Raw genomic sequence first — 18,154 nt, forward strand, 5'->3', positions numbered from 1 at the left:
GTAGGTTGCAATGAATCAAAATGTCTCACCTCCCCCTGCCGGAGATGCCTGGTCCCGCGTTGCCGAACGCGTGGCGGGGCAGCATTGGCCCGCTGCGACGCTGTATGTCGTGGCCACGCCGATCGGCAACCTGGGCGACCTGGGGCTGCGCGCCTGGCACGCCTTGCAGCGGGCCGACGTGATCGCGGCGGAAGACACGCGCGCCAGCCGCGCCCTGCTGGATGCCTGGGGCGTGGGTACGCCGCTCATGGCTGCCCATCGGCACAATGAAGCCGCCGCGGCGCAGGCCATCTGCGAGCGTCTGGCGCAGGGCCAGCGCGTGGCGCTGGTGTCCGATGCGGGCGCGCCCGCCGTCAGCGATCCCGGCGCGCGCATTGTGCGTGCCGTGCGCGAGGCCGGCTTCGGCGTGGTGCCGGTGCCGGGGCCCAGCGCGGTCATCGCCGCGCTGATGGGCAGCGGCGTCACCACCGACGAAAATCCTGGCTATGCCTTCGCGGGCTTTCCGCCGCCCAAGGCGGTGGCGCGCCAGCGCTGGCTGCGCACCTGGTGCGCCTTGCCCGCGCCCGTCGTCATGTTTGAATCGCCACACCGGCTTGCGGCCACGCTGGCCGACCTGCTGGAAGTGTGCGGTCCGGACCGCCTGCTGACCGTGGCGCGCGAACTGACCAAGCGCTTCGAAGAGATCGCTACTTTTCCGATGGGCGAGGGCGCGGCCTGGTTGGCCGCGGACGCACACCGCGAGCAAGGTGAATTCGTGCTGATCGCGCACGCGCCCGCCGAGCAGGAGGTGGATGAAGACGCTGACCCGCGCGCCGATGCGCTGCTGGACGCTCTGCTGGAGTCGTTGTCGCTGCGCGACGCGGCGCGCGTGGCGGCCAAGGTTTCCGGACTGCCGCGGGACGTGCTGTACAACCGGGCCCTGGCCCGCAAGAAATCGGCGGAGTAAGGCATGGTGTATTCCACAATCGTGTCCAACAAGCCCGCGGATCCCGACGAACGCCTGGTCTACCGCGATATCCCCACGCCGCTGGGCGACATGCGCCTGGTCGCCAGCCCCAAGGGCCTGCGCGGCGCCTGGTTCACCGACCAGGAACTGCTGCCTGCGGCGGATGGCTGGATCCTTACGGACTCCGATCCCATCCTGGAGCAGGCGCGCCGCGAACTGGACGAATGGTTCGCCGGCCGGCGCCGTGTCTTCGACGTGGCGCTGGATCCCGTGGGTACGACTTTCCAGCATCAGGTCTGGCATGCCTTGTGCGACCTGGAGTTCGGCGTGCTGACGAGCTACGGCGACCTGGCGCGCACCGTGGGACGGCCCAAGGGCGCCCAGGCGGTCGGCGGGGCGGTCGGACGCAATCCGATCAGCATCATCATTCCGTGTCATCGGATCATCGGCGCGGACACCTCGCTGACCGGCTTCGGTGGCGGGTTGCCGCGCAAGCAGGCCTTGCTGGCGCACGAAGGCAATTTCTACCGCAGCCGCAGCGCAAGCGCGCGCCGGGTTTGCGACGGGCAGGCCGAACTGCCCTGGTAGGCAGGCCGGCCCGGCCTGAGAGCCGGGCTTATTGCTTCAGGACCGGGCTTACTGCGAGGCGATGCTGGGCAGGATGCCGATGCGGTCCGACACCAGCGGCACGGCGTTCAAGGCGCTCTGGCGGTCGGGGTAGGGGCCGATCTTGACCCGGTAGAGGTTATTCGACTGTTCGACCGACGCGGGCGGCGCGCCTTCGGCGCCCAGCTGCGTGTTGATGCGGCTGACCAGCGACTGCGCGTTGGCCGATTGGCTGAACGCGCCCACCTGCAGATAGACGCTGCCGATGCCGCCCGCCGCCGGCTGGCGCACCTGCGCCGAGCCGGGCGCGGGCCCAGGCAGGGGTTCGGCCGCCAGCGCTACCGGCACGGCGGCGACTGGCGCCACCACGGGCGAGGAGCCCGTTGCCGACGAAGGTTCAGGCGCGACCGCGGCGGGCGCGCCCTGCGAGGCCAGCCGCCGGATTTCATCCTGCGGTATGGCTTCCACGATCACCTGGCCGCTGCCGGGGCCGATGATGCCGAGCTTGTGCGCAGCGACATAGGACAGATCCATGATGCGGTCGCTGTGGAACGGTCCGCGGTCATTCACCCGCACCACGATCGTCTTGCCGTTGACCAGGCTGGTGACGCGGGCGTAGCTGGGCAGCGGCAGCGTGGTGTGGGCGGCCGTCATGGCGTACATGTCGTAGGACTCGCCGATGGACGTGGAATTGCCGTGGAACTTCTTGCCGTACCACGAGGCGGTGCCGCGCTTCTTGTACGGCTGCCCGCTGGTGTCCGGCACATAGCGCTGGCCGAACACCACATACGGCCGGTTCGCGCCGCTGGCGTAGGGTTCGATCCTGGGCACCGCGTCGGGCACCTGGTCCAGGTTCGAGGGCGGATTCGCGTCCGGCCCGTCGTCCTTGTAGTATCCGCCGCCCTTCTTGCGTCCGCCGGTGGAGGAGCAGCCCGCCACGGCAATGGCCAGCAGCAGCATCATGAACAGGCGGGTCGGGCGGGACAGGGTCATGCGGATTCGTCAGGCAGTTGGGTGCGATGGCGCACCAGCAGCGGATCGTGGTCGGCAAAGCGCAGCGCCAGTTGTTCGACCACATACACCGAACGGTGCTGGCCGCCGGTGCAGCCGATGGCGACCGTGAGGTAGTTGCGGGTGTCTTGCGTGTATTGCGGCAACCAGCGGTTCAGGAAGCCGGCGATGTCGTCGATCATCTGCCCCACCAGGTCGAAGCCGGCCAGCCACGCGGCGACGGGCTCGTCGCGGCCGGTCAGTGGCCGCAAGTCGCGATCGTAGTAGGGATTGGGCAGGCAGCGCACGTCGAACACCAGATCCGCGTCTCGCGGCACGCCGCGCTTGTAGGCGAAGGACTCGAAGGTCAGCACCAGCGGCGCGCGGTCGGCCTTGATCAGGTCGCGGATCCACACGCGCAGCTGGCCCGGCGTCAGGTCCGAGGTGTCGATGACGTGTTCCTGCTCGCGCAGCGGCGCGAGCAGTTCGCGTTCCAGCGCGATGCACTCGGTCAGCGACGGGGTCGTGCCGCCGCGCTGCAGACGGTCGGTCAGCGGATGGCGGCGGCGGGATTCGGAGTAGCGCTGCACCAGCGTCGCGGTGCTGGCGTCCAGGAAGACCACGCGCAGGCTGGTGCCCATGGCGCGCAGCGCGGTCACCACATCGGGCAGTTCGGCCAGTTCGCCCGGCGAGCGGACGTCGATGGCGACGGCGACGCGCTCCATGCCGTCGTCCCGGGCGTTGGCGATGAACTCGGTCAGGAACCGCACGGGCAGGTTGTCGACGCAGGTATAGCTGGCGTCCTCGAGCATGCGCAGGGCGACGGACTTGCCTGAGCCTGAGATGCCGGTGACGAGGACGACTTTCAACATGGACATGATTGTGGCACGCTTTTCGAGGACGATGCCGGCGGGATGACATCTGATATGGCCGTAAACTGCCAATCTGCGCCTGTACCAGCTCGGATCCCCTGGCGTAAGCTTGGGGCCGGATACTTGACAGATTCACATACGCGCCCCGCCGTCATGCGTTTCGGGGGAATGGAATTCGACCTAGATGTTAGCCTTCATTTCCTTTCGTAGTATTTCACTGCCGCGTTTTTGGGCAATTTCCCTGTTAGGGGCCGCTGCCGCCTTTCTGGCAGCGCCCGCGCCGGCCCAGCCTGCACCCCAGGAAAGCCTGCGCCCGGACACCATGGACGCCCGCGTCGCAGCCTGTACGGCCTGCCATGGCGCGCAGGGCCGGGCCGGCACCGACGGCTACTATCCGCGCCTGGCCGGCAAGCCCCAGGAGTACCTGTACCACCAATTGCTCAATTTTCGCGACGACCGGCGCCAGTACCGGCCCATGACGCACCTGCTGACCGGACTGCCTGACGATTATCTGCGCGAAATGGCTGCGTATTTCTCCACGCAGCATGTGCCGTATCCGGCGCCAACGCGCGCCGAGGTCTCCGCGGCCACGCTGGAAGCCGGGCGCAAGCTCGCCTTGAGCGGCGATGCCGCGCGCGGCCTGCCCGCCTGTGCCGCCTGTCATGGCGCCGCCTTGGGCGGCGTGCTGCCTGCCATTCCTGGGCTGCTGGGCTTGCCGCGCGACTACATCGGCTCGCAGATCGGCAGCTGGAAGAACGGCCTGCGCCGCGCGGCCGAGCCGGACTGCATGGCCGACATCTCCAACAAACTCACTCCCGAGGACATAGGCGCGCTGGCTGCGTGGCTGTCCTCGCAGCCCGTGGTGGAACCCTATGCGCCTGAAGCCGCGGGTTCGATACGCCTGCCCGCGGAATGCGGCAGCCAGGCGCAACGGTAAGGGAGAGGCAGGATGTCGCTCATGAAGAAAGTCCTGTCGGTCCTGGTGCTGCTCGTGGTTGTCGCGATGGGCGGTCTCTATTGGTTGGGCACGCGCGACGACGCCAGCACCGGCCCCGCCGCGGCTGCCGACGACGCCGCGACGCTGGTCGAACGTGGCCGCTATCTGGCCTTGGCGGGCAATTGCATGGCCTGCCACACCAGCCGGGGCGGCAAGGCGCTGGCGGGCGGCACGCCCATCCCCACGCCGTTCGGTACGGTGTACGGCCCGAATATCACGCCCGACGAGAAGACCGGCATAGGCGCGTGGAGCGCCGACGATTTCTGGCAGGCGTTGCACAACGGCAAGTCGCGCGACGGCACGCTGCTGTATCCCGCCTTTCCCTACACGGAATACACGCGCGTGACGCGCGCCGATTCCGACGCGCTGTACGCCTATCTGCGCACCGTGGCGCCCGTGAACCAGCCCAGCCGGCCGGCCGAGATGGAATTCCCCTACGACCAGCGGGCGCTGCTGGCCGGCTGGCGCGCGCTGTACTTCAAGCCGGGCGTGCAGGAAGCCGATGCGGGCCAGTCGGTGCAGTGGAACCGTGGCCGTTACCTGGTTGAAGGACTGGGGCATTGCGCCGCCTGCCATACGCCGCGCAACAGCCTGGGCGGGTTGCGTTCGGCCGACCCATTGGCCGGTGGCGTGATCCCGGTACTGGACTGGTACGCGCCGCCGTTGACCAACGACATGGAGACGGGCATGGGCCGCTGGTCGGCCGAGGACATCGCCGCCTTGCTGAAGACCGGCGTTTCAAAGCACTCCAGCGCCAGCGGACCCATGGCCGAAGTGGTGCTGGGCAGCACCCAGCACCTGACCGACGCGGACGCGCTGGCCATCGGCGTCTACATCAAGTCCCTGCCGGCCACGCCGGCTTCGACGGAGCGCGCGCGTCCAGCCGTCGCGCCGGCGGCCATGGAGCTGGGCGGCAAGATCTACCGCCAGCAATGCGCGCAATGCCATCAGCCGGGGGGCGAGGGCAGTGGCACGGCCTGGCCTGCGCTGGCCGGCAACCCGACCGTGACGGCGCCTTCGCCCGTCAACGCCATCCGCATGGTGCTGGACGGCGGCTACGCGCCGGCCACGGCGGCGAACCCGCGCCCTCACGGCATGCCGCCCTTCGGGCAACTGCTCAACGATAGCGATATCGCCATGCTGGTGACGTACATCCGCAATAGTTGGGGCAACGAGGCAGGCGGCGTGACGCCGCTGGAGGTCAAGCGGGCGCGCGCCGCGTCGACGCTGAACTAAGCCTGTTCAAGTCAACAGGCGCCTTGCACAGGCCCTAGCGCGCCTTCAAGGCCAGCGAGCAGGCCTCGCGCGCCAATTCGCCCAGCACTCGGATGGCGGCCTGAGCGGCCGCGTCCCAGGGATGCCCATAGTTCAGGCGCAGCGCGCTGCCGAACTGCCCGCTGGCCGAAAATATGGGACCCGGTGCCACGCTGATGCCGCGCGCCAGCGCCTGCCGGTGCAGCGCCAGCGCATCGACGGCGGCTGGCAGCTCCAGCCACAGGAAGAATCCGCCTTGCGGCCGTGTCACGCGCGTGCCGGCGGGAAATTCCTGGGCGATCGCCTCGGCCATGCGCTGTTGCTGCGTCTGCAGCGTTTCGCGCAGGCGGCGCAGGTGGCGGTCATAGCCGCCCTGTTCCAGGTACTCGGCGACCGCGCCCTGGGCGGGGCCGGACGCCGACAGCGTCGACGACAGCTTCAGGCGCTGCACGCGCTGGGCGTAGCGGCCGGCGCTGGCCCAGCCGATGCGGTAGCCCGGCGCCAGGCACTTCGAAAACGACGAGCAATGCAGCACCAGCCCCTGGGTGTCATAGGCCTTGGCGGGTACGGGCCGCGCGGGACCAAAATACAGCTCGCCGTACACATCGTCCTCGATCAACGGAATGCCGTGGCGCGCGAGCAGTTGGACCAGTTGCCGCTTTTTTTCATCCGGCATCAGGCTGCCGAGAGGGTTCTGGAACTGCGTCATCAGCCAGCAGGCCTTGGGCGCGTGGCGCCCGATGGCGGTCTCCATCGCGTCCAGGTCGATGCCGGTGCGCGGATGGGTCGGTATTTCCAGCGCCTTCAGCCCCTGGCGTTCGAGCGCCTGCAGGGCGCCATAGAACGTCGGCGCTTCGACCATGACCGTGTCGCCGGGCTGCGTGACCGCCTGCAGGCACAGGTTCAGCGCTTCCAGCGCGCCGTTGGTGACGACGATGTCGCTGGCCGGCACGTTGATGCCGCCGATCAGGTAGCGCAACGCGATCTGGCGGCGCAGGCTGGGATTGCCGGGGGCCAGATCTTCCACCGTGTCCAGCGGGTCCTGGCGCTTGAGGTGTGCGGCCATTGCCTGGGCCAGGCGCGGCAGCGGAAACAGCAGCGGGGAAGGGAAGGCGGAGCCCAATGGGGTCACGTCGCGGTTGCGCACGGACCCCAGGATGTCGAAGATGCGCTCGCTGATCGCGAGTTCCGTTGATTCGCCGTCGGGGTTGGAGGCGCCGGGCTCCGGGGGCAGGGAGGCGGCGGGCGCGTTGACGTAATAACCGGAACGCGGCTGAGCCCGGATCAGGCCGCGCGCTTCCAGGAGGTAGTACGCCTGGAACACCGTCGACGGGCTGAGCCCGCGCGCCGCGCATGCGTCCCGCACGGAGGGCAGTTTGTCGCCCGCGCGCAGCACGCCGTCGCGGATCGACTGGGCGATCTCGGCGGCCAGGTTTTCATACAGGCTCAAGGTGCCGCCGGCCGACGCGTGCCTACTTGCTGCTTTGCAGGATCGCCATGGCCTGGCGTTCCATGAATTCGCCCAGCGTGTCGATGCCGCGCAGCTTCAGTATCGTGTTGCGCACGGCGGCCTCCACCAGCACCGCCAGATTGCGGCCGGCTGCCACTTGCAGCATGACCTTGCGCACAGGCAGACCCAGCATGTCCTGTGTGATGTCCTGCAACGGCAGGCGCTCGAACTTGTCCTGCGCGGTGGCACGCACCAGATGGACGATGAGCTTGAGGCGCATCTTGCGCCGCACGGAGGTCTCGCCAAAGATGGTGCGGATATCGAGCAGGCCCAAGCCGCGCACTTCCAGCAGGTTCTGCAGCAACTGCGGACAGTGGCCTTCGATCATGTTGGGGGCGGTGCGCGAGAACTCCACCGCATCGTCGGCCACCAGGCCGTGTCCGCGCGAGATCAGTTCCAGCGCCAGTTCGCTCTTGCCCAGGCCCGATTCGCCGGTGATCAGCACGCCCAGGCCCAGCACGTCCAGAAATACGCCATGCACGGTGGTGGTGGGCGCCAGCTTCTTGCCCAGGTAGATGCGCAACAGGTCGATCAATTGCGCGGCCGCCACCGGCGTGGAGAGCAGTGGCACCTGATGCTGGTCGCACTGGTCCATGAGGTCTTGCGGCGGCGTCAGGCCGTCGGCCAGCAGGATCGCGGGCACGCCGCCGATCAGCAGCTCGTCCATGTGGTGCATGCGGCGGCGCAGATCGAAACGGGTGTAGTACGCCAGCTCTTCCTGCCCGAACACCTGGATGCGCGACGGGTGGATCAGGTTCAAGTGGCCGACGAGATCCGCGGCTGACATGCCGTCGTCGGGAATCGCGCGGTCGGCGGCGCCTTGGCCGGAAATCCAGTTAAAGGGGATTTTGTCGGCGTTGTCGTCGACGAGTTCCTGCACCGTGAGCATGGCAGCGTTTCCGCGTGGGGTTCAGAGTTGGCCGGTCGTCAGCATCTTGTGGACGACGGCCGGATCGGGCTCTGTGGCCAGCGCTTCGCGCAAAGCCTTGTTCGACATGAGCTGCGCCAGTTCGGCCAGGATGTCCAGGTGCTGCTGCGTGGCCGTTTCCGGCACCAGCAAACAGAGCAGCATCGACACGGGCTGCCCGTCAGGCGCATCGAAGGTGATGGGTTGGGCCAGGCGGATGAAGGCCGCCAGGGCTTGTTCCAGGCCCTTGACCCGGCCATGCGGCACCGCCACGCCCTGTCCGAGCGCGGTGGAACCCAGGCGTTCCCGGGCGAACAGGCTGTCGAACACGAGCGCGCGCGCCAAGCCATGGTTGTTTTCAAAGAGTAGGCCGGCCTGTTCGAACGCACGTTTCTTGCTCGTTGCGAGCATATCGAGCACGACGTTGCCGGCGGGTAGGATGCGCGACAAATGATTCATCGGATCATTATATGGTTATATGATGCACTGCAATAATCGGCCCCAGGGACGCGTGCTCGGCACGCTCGCATCATGGGGCGGCAAGAGCGACAGCATAGACCGATAGCGGCGGATTGTGGGCATTCTTGCGCCAGGCGGCGGGGCTGCGCCATGGGAAACGTCGGAAATCGGGGAAAACGGAATCGCCGGCGGAACCGGGAATGGGGGACAAAGACGGGGGGAGACTACGGGAGGGAAGTTTGCCGATGCCCCAACTGGACGTTGCGTCTAGCGGGACACCGGGACTCGGGCAGGATTTCTAGAATCGCTGTTTCGCTAATCTCGCGGTGCGAGTGCTCATGAAGCGCGTTACTGCTGGGGTGGCGTTAGATTCGCCGCTTGCCGCTTCACGGACTCCGCCGTGTGACTTCGTACCTTGTCCTTGTGCTTGATGACCTGACGGTCGACTTTGTCAGCAAGAAGGTCTATGGCTGCATAGAGGTTTTCATCGGTTGCTTCACAATGAATGTCTTTACCGCTTAGACGCATGGTGATTTCGGCTCTATGCCGCAGGGGCTCTACCGAGAGCATGACCTGGGTATCGATGACGTGATCGAAATGCCGCAGCACTCGCGCCAGTTTGTTCATGACATATTCCCGGATGGCCGGGGTGACGTCGAGGTGACGACCGCAGATGCTCAGGTTCATAGTGTGCTCTCCTTCTAAAAGAGGAAAAAAAGGTGCGCGAAAAGCGCGGCTGATTCGTTAGGCGTTCTCCTTGATTGAGAGGGTTCGTTTAGTACTAGTGTATAGACTCGGGCCGATAAAACAAGCTGACCTAGCGCAAGTTCATGGCATTTTTATGGCTGAGCCCCCAGGGTGCATGCGCCCGGGCGCGGGCGCCGCCTAGGGGTCTTCCCCAGGGCCGCATCACATGCGGAAATGCTCTCCCAGATAGACCCGGCGCACGGCCGGGTCGCCCACGATTTCATCGGGGTGGCCGTCGGTCAGAACCTTGCCTTCGCTGATGATGTAGGCGCGGTCGCAGATGCCCAGGGTTTCGCGCACGTTGTGGTCGGTGATCAGCACGCCGATGCCGCGCCCCTTCAGGAACCGCACGATGCGCTGGATCTCGATGACGGCGATGGGGTCCACGCCGGCGAAGGGCTCGTCCAGCAGGATGAAGCGCGGGCTGGTGGCCAGCGCGCGCGCGATTTCCACGCGGCGGCGTTCGCCGCCCGACAGGGAGATGGCGGCGTTGCTGCGGATGTGGCCGATCTGCAGCTCTTCCAGCAGCGATTCCATCTGCTCGTTGATCTTGGGCGTGGACAACGGGCGTCCATCCGGCCCTGTTTGCAGTTCCAGCACGGCGCGGATGTTCTGTTCCACCGTCAGGCGGCGGAACACGGAAGCATCCTGGGGCAGGTACGACAGGCCCATGTGCGCGCGCTTGTGGATCGGCATCGAGGTGATGACGGATCCATCGATCTCGATGCGGCCCGCGTCCGCGGGCACCAGGCCCACGATCATGTAGAAGCTGGTGGTCTTGCCCGCGCCGTTGGGGCCGAGCAGGCCGACCACTTCGCCGCTGACCACGGACAGGGACACGTCCTGCACCACGGTCCGGCCGTTATAGGTTTTGCGCAAGCCGGTTGCGCGCAGGCTGCCCTGCTTGACGCCCGAGGGCGCGGAGGTTACCGGAGTCGGCACTGAAGGTTGGTTCATCGTGGCTGCGAGTGGTGTTGCATGGGAGGCGTTCAACGCCCCTTCTTGGCTGCCTGCTGCTTGCGGCATTCGGCGATGGCGGCATCCGACTTGGCGCGCGGCTCCGCCACCGAGCGGACCCGGCCGCCGGCCGCGGCGGAGTTGGGTCCGCCATGGGCTTCGTAGGTGCCGGTCTTCTCGTTGTAGCGTACCCGTTCGCCGCGAATGGTGTCGAACGGTTTTCCACAGACAAAGCGGGTCACGACCGCCTGGCCGATCAGGTCGAAGGTGCTCTTGGTGCCGTCGTATTCGGCGCGCAAGCCGGTGCCTTCGATGAGTTCGAAGGTTTCCGGACGTTCCTGGCGGATGGTGACGATCTTGCCCTTGTTGGCGGTGGCCGTGCCGTACTGGTTGCCCTGCGCGTCTTCGTTCATCTCCAGCACATCGGAGGTCAGGGTCATGAGGCCGCGCGTCATGTTGACGTTGCCCGTGAAGACGCTCTTTTTCTTCACGTCGTCGTAGTGCAGGGTGTCCGACAGGATCAGCGTGCTGGGCTCTTCGGCCGGCGTCGCTGCCTTGGGCGCCGGATCCGCGGCATGGGCCGGGGCCAGCGCTGAAGCCGTCAGCAGGATGGCACCGAGCAAGCGGGTCGTCGGGGCAAGGAGAATCCGGAGGTCGGTCATGGTTTTTTCTGGTCAGTGTTGTTGGCGGGAATTTCGGTCCGGCGTTGCTGCTTGCCTTCGGAACCGGCAATTTCCACATCGGTCGATGCCGAAACCTGCAGTTGGCGCGTCTTGTTGTTGTAGTGCATGCCCGTGCCGTTCATGCGCGAACGGCCCTTGATGACTTCCGCCGGCAGGTCGGTGTAGACCACGTCGTCGTCGGGCAGAATGATCAGCTGCTGGCTGCGCACGTCCAGCAGGTCGTTATTGGCGTCCGGCTGGCGGCGCACGTGAGCGTCACCGTTCATGACGATGCGCTTGCCGCCTTGCTCCATCACGGCGGTCTTCGAAATAGCCACGGTGATGGGGTTGTCCTCGCGCTGGCCCACGGCGCGCGGCGAGGTCACATGATAGGAGTCGTCATCCGGGAAATGTTCCGCGTATACGCCTTCGAGCCGGTTGATGGGCTTGCCGTTGGGGTCGGTGCGCAGCATGACGAAGTCGCGCGACCAGGCGTCCATTTCGTGGGTAATGCGGCGCGGCGGATCCGTCTGGATGGCCCGCTGCGCGTAATCCGCCGCCCACCACGAGCTGGCGACCAGCACCAGCAGCAGGAACAGCGCGATCAGGGAGGGAAAACGTTCTTTCATCGGGTCTGCCGCAAGGGCGTATGGGTTGTCCTGGCAATCATTGGATGGCGCCAGGGCCGAGCAGGCCAGGCGCCGCCAGGAATGCGCCGAGGCGGCCCTGGGCCGCCAGCAGCAGGTCGCAGCATTCGCGCACGGCGCCGTTGCCGCCGGTGTGCGTGGACACCCAGTGGGCGGCCTGGCTGACATAGCCCGGCGCGTTCGGCACGCTGGCGGCGAAGCCGGCGCGCTGCAGGGCCGGCAGGTCGATGACGTCATCGCCCATGTAACCGGCCTGGTTCAGTTGGACACCGGAGCGCTGCGCAAGTTCGGCCAGGGCGCCACCCTTGTCGCGGACGCCCTGGATCACCTCGGCGATGCCCAGTTCGGCGGCGCGGCGCGCCACGATGGGGCCGGAGCGCCCGGTCATCAGGGCGACCTTCAGGCCGCCTTCCATCAGCAGGCGCAGCCCGTGGCCGTCCAGCGCGTTGAAGCGCTTTTGCAACTCGCCGTTTTCGCCGTAATAGAGGCTGCCGTCGGTCAGCACGCCGTCCACGTCGAACACCATCAGACGCACGGCTGCGGCGCGTTCGCGCACGCTAGCGGGGATGCGGGCCAGGACCAGCGCTTCGGCCGGATGAGTCATGGGAGCAGAAAGAGTCATAGTCATACCACTTTGGCGGCCATCAGATCGTGCATGTGCAGGGCGCCGAGCAGAACGCCGTCGCGGTCCAGCACCAGCATCTGGTTCAGCCGTTGTTTGTCCATGTGCTGGGCGGCTTCGACGGCCAGCGCGTCGGGGGTGATGCTGCGCGGCGAGCGCGTCATGCCGGCGTCCACGGTCAGGCTACGGATGTCGCCGTGCCGGGCGATCAGGCGGCGCAGGTCGCCGTCGGTGAAGATGCCCACGGGGCGGCGCTGCGCGTCGGTCACGACGGTCATGCCCATGCCTTTGGCGGACATCACCTCGAGCGCCTGCGAGACCGGGGTGCCGGCCTGTACGATGGGCAGCGCGTCGCCTTGGCGCATGACGTCGCGCACGTGGGTCAGCAGGCGGCGGCCGAGGGCGCCGCCCGGGTGCGAGCGGGCAAAATCCTGCGGGCCGAAGCCGCGGGCTTCCAGGCAGGCGACGGCCAGGGCGTCGCCCAGGGCCAGCGCCGCGGTGGTGCTGGCCGTGGGGGCCAGATTCAGGGGGCAGGCTTCCTGGGCCACGCTGGCATCCAGGTGGACGTCGGCCAGCTGGGCCAGTTCGGACTGCGGGTTGCCGGTAATGGCGATCAGCTTGGCGCCCATGCGGCGGGCGACGGGCAGAATCGTCAGCAGTTCCTGGCCGGAGCCGGAATAGGAAATCGCGATGAGGACGTCATCCTGGGTAATCATGCCCAGATCGCCATGGACAGCCTCGGCGGCGTGCACGAAAAAGGCCGGCGTGCCGGTCGAGGCCAGGGTCGCCGCGATCTTGCGGGCGACGTGGCCGGTCTTGCCGATGCCGCTGACGACCACCCGGCCGCGGCAGGCCAGCAGCATCGCGACGGTCTGCGTGAAGCTGTCGTCCAGCCGGGCCGACAGGTCCATCAGGCCCTGGCATTCAATCTGCAGCGTTCTGCGCGCAGATGCCAGCGCGGTCTCGGACGATGTTGTGGGATGGTCAGTCATACATGGATTTTAATATCAGTATGCGGGTTTGCCCCCGGAAAGGGCGTATGGCATGCTGGCGGGTCATTTCAACGGCTTTCCAACTTTTTTCCAGGCTCGCTCCATGTCCAGCATTTCCAGCCCCGTTCTTGGCACGCCCCTGTCCCCCCTTGGCCACCCGCGTCATGCTGCTCGGGTCCGGCGAATTGGGCAAAGAGGTCATCATTGCCCTGCAGCGGCTGGGCGTGGAAGTTATTGCCGTGGATCGGTATGCCGACGCCCCGGGCCACCAGGTGGCGCACCGGGCGCATGTGGTCTCGATGACGGACCCGCAGGCCCTGCGCAAGGTCATCGAACAGGAACGGCCCCACGTTATTGTCCCCGAAATCGAAGCCATTGCCACCAATTTGCTGGTGGAACTGGAAGAGGCGGGCGTGGCCCGGGTGACCCCGACCGCGCGCGCGGCCCAGTTGACCATGAACCGCGAGGGCATCCGCCGCCTGGCGGCCGAGACCCTGGGGCTGCCGACCTCGCCCTACCGCTTCGTCGACACCGAGGAAGAACTGCGCGACGCCATCGACGGCGGCATCGGCTATCCCTGCGTCATCAAGCCGGTCATGTCTTCCTCCGGCAAGGGCCAGTCCGTGATCAAGAGCGCCGACGACGTCGAATCCGCGTGGCGCTACGCCCAGGAGGGCGGCCGGGTGGGCGGCGGGCGCGCCATCGTCGAAGGCTTCATCCGCTTCGACTACGAAATCACCCTGTTGACCGTGCGCGCCCGCGGCGCCGACGGCCAGGTCGAAACCCGCTATTGCGAACCCATCGGCCACAAGCAGGTCGACGGCGACTACGTGGAAAGCTGGCAGCCGCACCCGATGTCTCCCGCCGCGCTGCAGCGCTCCCGGGACATCGCGCTGGCGGTCACCTCCAATCTGGGCGGCCTGGGCATTTTCGGCGTGGAATTGTTCGTGGCCGGCGACCAGGTCTGGTTCTCGGAAGTCAGCCCGCGTCCGCACGACACCGGCATGGTCACCATGATCACGCAGGTCCAGAACGAATTCGAGCTGCACGCCCGGGCGCTTCTGGGGCTGCCGGTGGACACCAGCCTGCGCCAGCCCGGCGCCAGCAGCGTCATCTATGGCGGCGTCGAGGCCGCTGCGGTCTCGTTCCACAACGTGGCCGAAGCGCTGGCTGAACCCGGCACCGATATCCGCCTCTTCGGCAAGCCCGAATCCTTCGTCAAGCGCCGCATGGGCGTGGGCCTGGCCGTGGCCGCAGACGTGGCGGCGGCCCGGGCCAAGGCCAAGCGGGTGTCGGCGGCGGTGTCCGTCAAGGCCGGCTGACCCCCCTCTTTTTCCCCTGTTCAGGCGGCCACCAGCCCTCGGGCTGGTGGCCGCTTTCGTTTGGGCGCGGCAATCCGGAAGACAGGCCGTCGCCGCTGCGATGCGATGTCTTGCGCCCATGCCCCTGCGGCCAGTGTGGTTTGCGCTTTCGCATAGTTTGTTCGATAATTTCAGAAATTTCTGAAAGCGGTGTAACAGTTTTTGTTTCCCGGGGCCGCGGCCCTGACTTTGCCGGTGTAGCCCGATCCATGGCCCTGTCCCCTCAAAACGAACGCTTCGTCCTGCATTTCGGCGAAATGGGCAGCCGGTGGGGCGTGAACCGCACCGTCGGCCAGATCTACGCCCTGCTGTTCCTGGCGCCCAAGCCGCTGAATGCCGACGACATCGCCGAGACCCTGGGCTTTTCGCGCTCCAACGTCAGCCTCGGGCTGAAGGAGCTGCAATCCTGGCGCCTGGTCAAGCTCATCCATCAAGTCGGCGACCGCCGCGACTACTTCGAAACTCCCAAGGACGTCTGGGAGATCTTCCGCATCCTGATGGAAGAAAAGCGCAAGCGCGAAATCGATCCCACGCTGACCCTGCTGCGGGACACCCTGCTGGAACCTCCCGCGGGTCCCGATGAGGCCTACGCGCAACAACGCATGAACGAAATGCTGGAGCTCATCGAACTGTCCACGGGATGGTTCGATGAGGTTCAACGTCTGCCGCCAGAAACCCTGCAGAACCTGATGAAGCTCGGTTCGAAAGTACAGAAGGTGCTGGGTTTCGCCGGCAAATTGCGGGGCAAGGGCTGACCTTGATCCGCCCCGATTTTTCAGGAAACCTCTATGAAGTTGTATGCAACGCTCGTAACATGGCGCGAGAGACGGCCTGGGAACCATGCCGGTTGCCGCGGCACCTCAACTGCTTGGGAGCGACCCAATGATTGATCTCGACGTCGTAAATCTGTCGCGATTCCAGTTTGCCGCGACCGCGCTCTACCACTTCCTTTTCGTCCCCCTCACGCTCGGCCTGTCGTTCATCCTGGCCATCATGGAAAGCGTGTACGTCATGACCGGCCGCCCCATCTGGAAGCGGATGACCATGTTCTGGGGCACGCTCTTCGGCATCAACTTCGCCTTGGGCGTCGCCACCGGCGTCGTGATGGAGTTCCAGTTCGGCATGAACTGGTCTTACTACAGCCATTACGTGGGCGATATCTTCGGCGCGCCGCTGGCGCTCGAAGGGCTGATGGCCTTCTTCCTGGAAGCCACCTTCGTCGGCCTGTTCTTCTTCGGCTGGAACCGCATGTCCAAGGTCAGCCACCTGGTGGTGACCTGGCTGGTGGCATTCGGCACCAACTTCTCGGCGCTGTGGATCCTGATCGCCAATGGCTGGATGCAGAATCCGGTGGGCTCGATCTTCAATCCCGACACCATGCGCATGGAGATGACCGATTTCGCCGCGGTGGTCTTCAACCCCGTGGCCCAGGCCAAGTTCGTGCATACGGTCAGCGCGGGCTACGTCGCGGGCGCCATGTTCGTCATGTCGATCAGCGCCTGGTATCTGCTAAAGGGCCGCCATATCGACCTGGCCAAGCGCTCGATGGCGGTTGCCGCCAGCTTCGGCCTGGCCTCGGCGCTGTCGGTCGTGGTGCTGGGAGACGAAAGCGGCTACCTCACCACTGAACACCAGAAGATGAAGATCGCGGCCATCGAGTCCATGTGGCATACCGAGCCGGCCCCCGCGTCCTTCAACCTGATCGCCATTCCCAACCAGGCCGAGCGCAAGAACGATTTCGCGATCGAGATTCCCTACGTCATGGGCATCATCGGCACGCGTTCGCTCACCACGCCGCTGCTGGGCATCGACGACCTGATCCGGCGCGCCGAAAACCGCATCCGCGATGGCATGGTGGCCTATGAAGCGCTGCAGAAGATCCGCGCCAATCCCAAGGATGTGGATGCGCGCATGGTCTTCGACAAGACCTGGCCCGACCTGGGCTACGCGCTGCTGGTCAAGCGCTATCAGCCCGACATGAGCAAGGTCACCGAAGACGACATCAAGAAGGCCGCCGTCGATACCGTGCCCAACGTGGCGCCGCTGTTCTGGGCGTTCCGCATCATGGTGGCGGTGGGCATGTACCTGATCCTGTTCTTCGGCGTGGCTTTCTGGCTGGCCTCGCGCGGGCGGCTGGACAGCCGGCGCGGCCTGCTCAAGGTGGCGCTGTGGAGCCTGCCGCTGCCTTGGGTCGCAATCGAAAGCGGCTGGTTCGTGGCCGAATACGGCCGCCAACCTTGGGTGATCGAAGGCGTGCTGCCGACCTACTACGCGGCTTCCGGCCTGACCATCGTCGACCTGGCCATCAGCCTGACGATATTCCTGGTGCTGTACACGGTGCTGCTGATCATCGGCGTGAAGGTGATGCTGCACGCCGTGAAGGCGGGACCGAAATCCGACGGACCGGCGCCAGGCGCCGCCGCGGCCGATCCTGTGCGCGCCGCCGTGCGAGCCTGAGGGAGAGACAGCGATGGATACTCTTATTCCTTTCGACTACGGCACGCTGCGCGTGGTCTGGTGGGTGCTCTTGGGCGCCTTGCTCATCGGCTTCGCCGTCATGGACGGCTTCGACCTGGGCGTGGCCGCGCTGCTGCCCGTGGTCGCCAAGACCGACATCGAACGCCGCGTGGTGATCAACGTGGTGGGGCCGGTCTGGGAAGGCAACCAGGTCTGGCTCATCACGGCGGGGGGCGCCATTTTCGCCGCCTGGCCACTGCTGTATGCGGCTTCGTTCTCCGGGTTCTACCTGGCGATGATGCTGGTGCTGATCGCGCTGATTCTGCGGCCGGTGGGTTTCAAGTACCGCAGCAAGATGGAAGGTACCAGCTGGCGCAACCGCTGGGACGGCGTGCTCTGTTTCTCGGGCGTGGTGGCTTCGCTGGTGTTCGGCGTGGCCATGGGCAACATCATCCTGGGCGTGCCGTTCACCTTCGATCCGGTGACCCTGCGTCCGATCTATGAAGGGCATTTCTACCAGCTGTTCATGCCGTTCGCGCTCTTGGCCGGCGTGCTCAGCGTGGTGATGCTGGCCATGCACGGCGCCGTGTTGCTGGCCTGGCGCACGGAAGACCCGATCTCGTCGCGTGCCCGCAACTGGGGCCGGCTGTGTGCCTTGCTGACTGCGGCGCTGTTCGCGGCGGGCGGCTTCTGGGTGGCGGGCGGTGTTGGCGGCCATGTCATCACCAGCGCGGTGGACGTGGCCGGCCCGTCCGACCCGATGCTCAAGGCGGTGACGGTGCAGAACGGCGCCTGGATGGCCAACTACGCCAAGTGGCCGCTGATGTGGATCGCGCCCGCGCTGGGCGTGGGCGGCGCCTTGTTGGTGGCATTGCTGCTGACCGTGCGCGCCAACGTGCTCTCGTTCCTGGCATCCGCGATCTCGATCGCCGGCGTGATTCTGACGGTGGGCTTTTCGCTGTTCCCGTTCATCATGCCTTCGTCGTCCAATCCGAAAGCGGGCCTGACTATCTGGGACGGTTCTTCCAGCCACTTGACGTTGTGGATCATGGTGATCGCGGTCGCCATCTTCCTGCCGCTCATCACGGTCTACACCTCCTGGGTGTACCGCGTCATGCGCGGCAAGGTCACCCACGAATCGGTGGGCGACACGCCCAACTCATACTGA

Annotated in this window: 19 protein-coding genes; 8 read left to right on the top strand and 11 right to left on the bottom strand. The window is 66.2% G+C overall.

Annotated elements, in window-relative coordinates:
* The first annotated feature begins 10 nt into the window (after positions 1–10).
* Both rsmI and IPU70_RS20575 read left to right on the top strand, forming a co-directional pair.
* Positions 11–946, top strand: a complete 936-nt coding sequence (gene rsmI, locus IPU70_RS20570; protein WP_207469834.1) for a 16S rRNA (cytidine(1402)-2'-O)-methyltransferase — start codon at positions 11–13, stop codon at positions 944–946.
* 3 nt (positions 947–949) lie between these two features.
* Positions 950–1,534, top strand: a complete 585-nt coding sequence (locus IPU70_RS20575; protein ID WP_207469835.1) for a methylated-DNA--[protein]-cysteine S-methyltransferase — start codon at positions 950–952, stop codon at positions 1,532–1,534.
* Between the two features lie 48 nt (positions 1,535–1,582).
* Here the strand turns inward: IPU70_RS20575 and IPU70_RS20580 are convergent, their stop codons facing one another.
* On the bottom strand, positions 1,583–2,545 hold the full coding sequence (locus IPU70_RS20580; RefSeq protein ID WP_207469836.1) for a septal ring lytic transglycosylase RlpA family protein: 963 nt from the start codon (positions 2,543–2,545) through the stop codon (positions 1,583–1,585).
* Positions 2,542–3,414: an RNase adapter RapZ gene (gene rapZ / locus IPU70_RS20585; RefSeq protein WP_041656741.1), complete on the bottom strand. Its 873-nt coding sequence runs from the start codon at positions 3,412–3,414 to the stop codon at positions 2,542–2,544. Before rapZ ends, IPU70_RS20580 begins: the two co-directional genes overlap by 4 nt.
* Before the next feature lie 184 nt (positions 3,415–3,598).
* Between rapZ and IPU70_RS20590 the strand changes: the two genes are divergently transcribed.
* Together IPU70_RS20590 and IPU70_RS20595 are read left to right on the top strand one after the other, a co-directional pair.
* The gene (locus tag IPU70_RS20590; RefSeq protein ID WP_207469837.1) at positions 3,599–4,351 is read left to right on the top strand and encodes a c-type cytochrome; all 753 of its coding nucleotides are present in this window, start codon (positions 3,599–3,601) and stop codon (positions 4,349–4,351) included.
* Between the two features lie 12 nt (positions 4,352–4,363).
* Complete coding sequence (locus tag IPU70_RS20595) at positions 4,364–5,647, top strand: cytochrome c (protein ID WP_207469838.1); 1,284 nt, start codon at positions 4,364–4,366, stop codon at positions 5,645–5,647.
* A gap of 34 nt (positions 5,648–5,681) precedes the next feature.
* Here the strand turns inward: IPU70_RS20595 and IPU70_RS20600 are convergent, their stop codons facing one another.
* The 9 genes from IPU70_RS20600 to IPU70_RS20640 form a co-directional block, all read right to left on the bottom strand.
* Positions 5,682–7,115: a PLP-dependent aminotransferase family protein gene (locus IPU70_RS20600; RefSeq protein WP_207469839.1), complete on the bottom strand. Its 1,434-nt coding sequence runs from the start codon at positions 7,113–7,115 to the stop codon at positions 5,682–5,684.
* A gap of 22 nt (positions 7,116–7,137) precedes the next feature.
* Positions 7,138–8,064, bottom strand: a complete 927-nt coding sequence (gene hprK / locus IPU70_RS20605; RefSeq protein WP_207469840.1) for an HPr(Ser) kinase/phosphatase — start codon at positions 8,062–8,064, stop codon at positions 7,138–7,140.
* A gap of 21 nt (positions 8,065–8,085) precedes the next feature.
* A complete protein-coding gene (locus tag IPU70_RS20610) occupies positions 8,086–8,541 on the bottom strand; it encodes a PTS sugar transporter subunit IIA (protein WP_006389881.1) in 456 nt (151 codons plus the stop codon).
* A gap of 348 nt (positions 8,542–8,889) precedes the next feature.
* Positions 8,890–9,228, bottom strand: a complete 339-nt coding sequence (gene hpf / locus IPU70_RS20615; RefSeq protein WP_013396726.1) for a ribosome hibernation-promoting factor, HPF/YfiA family — start codon at positions 9,226–9,228, stop codon at positions 8,890–8,892.
* 222 nt (positions 9,229–9,450) lie between these two features.
* Positions 9,451–10,245: an LPS export ABC transporter ATP-binding protein gene (gene lptB / locus IPU70_RS20620; protein WP_207469842.1), complete on the bottom strand. Its 795-nt coding sequence runs from the start codon at positions 10,243–10,245 to the stop codon at positions 9,451–9,453.
* Positions 10,246–10,277: 32 nt separating this feature from the next.
* Positions 10,278–10,907, bottom strand: a complete 630-nt coding sequence (gene lptA, locus IPU70_RS20625) for a lipopolysaccharide transport periplasmic protein LptA (RefSeq protein WP_173145013.1) — start codon at positions 10,905–10,907, stop codon at positions 10,278–10,280.
* Positions 10,904–11,536: an LPS export ABC transporter periplasmic protein LptC gene (lptC, locus tag IPU70_RS20630; protein WP_088143233.1), complete on the bottom strand. Its 633-nt coding sequence runs from the start codon at positions 11,534–11,536 to the stop codon at positions 10,904–10,906. The genes lptA and lptC overlap by 4 nt, the downstream gene beginning before the upstream one ends.
* 37 nt (positions 11,537–11,573) lie before the next feature.
* Entirely contained in the window at positions 11,574–12,182 is a 609-nt protein-coding gene (locus IPU70_RS20635) for a KdsC family phosphatase (protein ID WP_371819026.1), read from the bottom strand.
* A complete protein-coding gene (locus tag IPU70_RS20640; protein ID WP_207469844.1) occupies positions 12,179–13,168 on the bottom strand; it encodes an SIS domain-containing protein in 990 nt (329 codons plus the stop codon). Before IPU70_RS20640 ends, IPU70_RS20635 begins: the two co-directional genes overlap by 4 nt.
* A 164-nt stretch (positions 13,169–13,332) precedes the next feature.
* On the opposite strand from IPU70_RS20640, the gene purT reads away from it, so the two are divergent.
* The 4 genes from purT to cydB all read left to right on the top strand — a co-directional run bounded on the left by purT (position 13,333) and on the right by cydB (position 18,154).
* Positions 13,333–14,490 (top strand): formate-dependent phosphoribosylglycinamide formyltransferase, encoded by a 1,158-nt coding sequence (gene purT / locus IPU70_RS20645; protein ID WP_207469847.1) that lies wholly within the window; start codon positions 13,333–13,335, stop codon positions 14,488–14,490.
* A gap of 248 nt (positions 14,491–14,738) precedes the next feature.
* Complete coding sequence (locus tag IPU70_RS20650; protein WP_207469850.1) at positions 14,739–15,284, top strand: GbsR/MarR family transcriptional regulator; 546 nt, start codon at positions 14,739–14,741, stop codon at positions 15,282–15,284.
* Between the two features lie 127 nt (positions 15,285–15,411).
* Positions 15,412–16,986 (top strand): cytochrome ubiquinol oxidase subunit I, encoded by a 1,575-nt coding sequence (locus IPU70_RS20655; protein WP_207469852.1) that lies wholly within the window; start codon positions 15,412–15,414, stop codon positions 16,984–16,986.
* Between the two features lie 13 nt (positions 16,987–16,999).
* Positions 17,000–18,154, top strand: coding sequence for a cytochrome d ubiquinol oxidase subunit II (gene cydB, locus IPU70_RS20660; RefSeq protein ID WP_207469854.1), 1,155 nt, complete (start codon positions 17,000–17,002; stop codon positions 18,152–18,154).

Origin of the sequence: Achromobacter sp. SD115, assembly GCF_017355315.1 — a bacterium.
Lineage (GTDB): Bacteria > Pseudomonadota > Gammaproteobacteria > Burkholderiales > Burkholderiaceae_B > Achromobacter > Achromobacter xylosoxidans_B.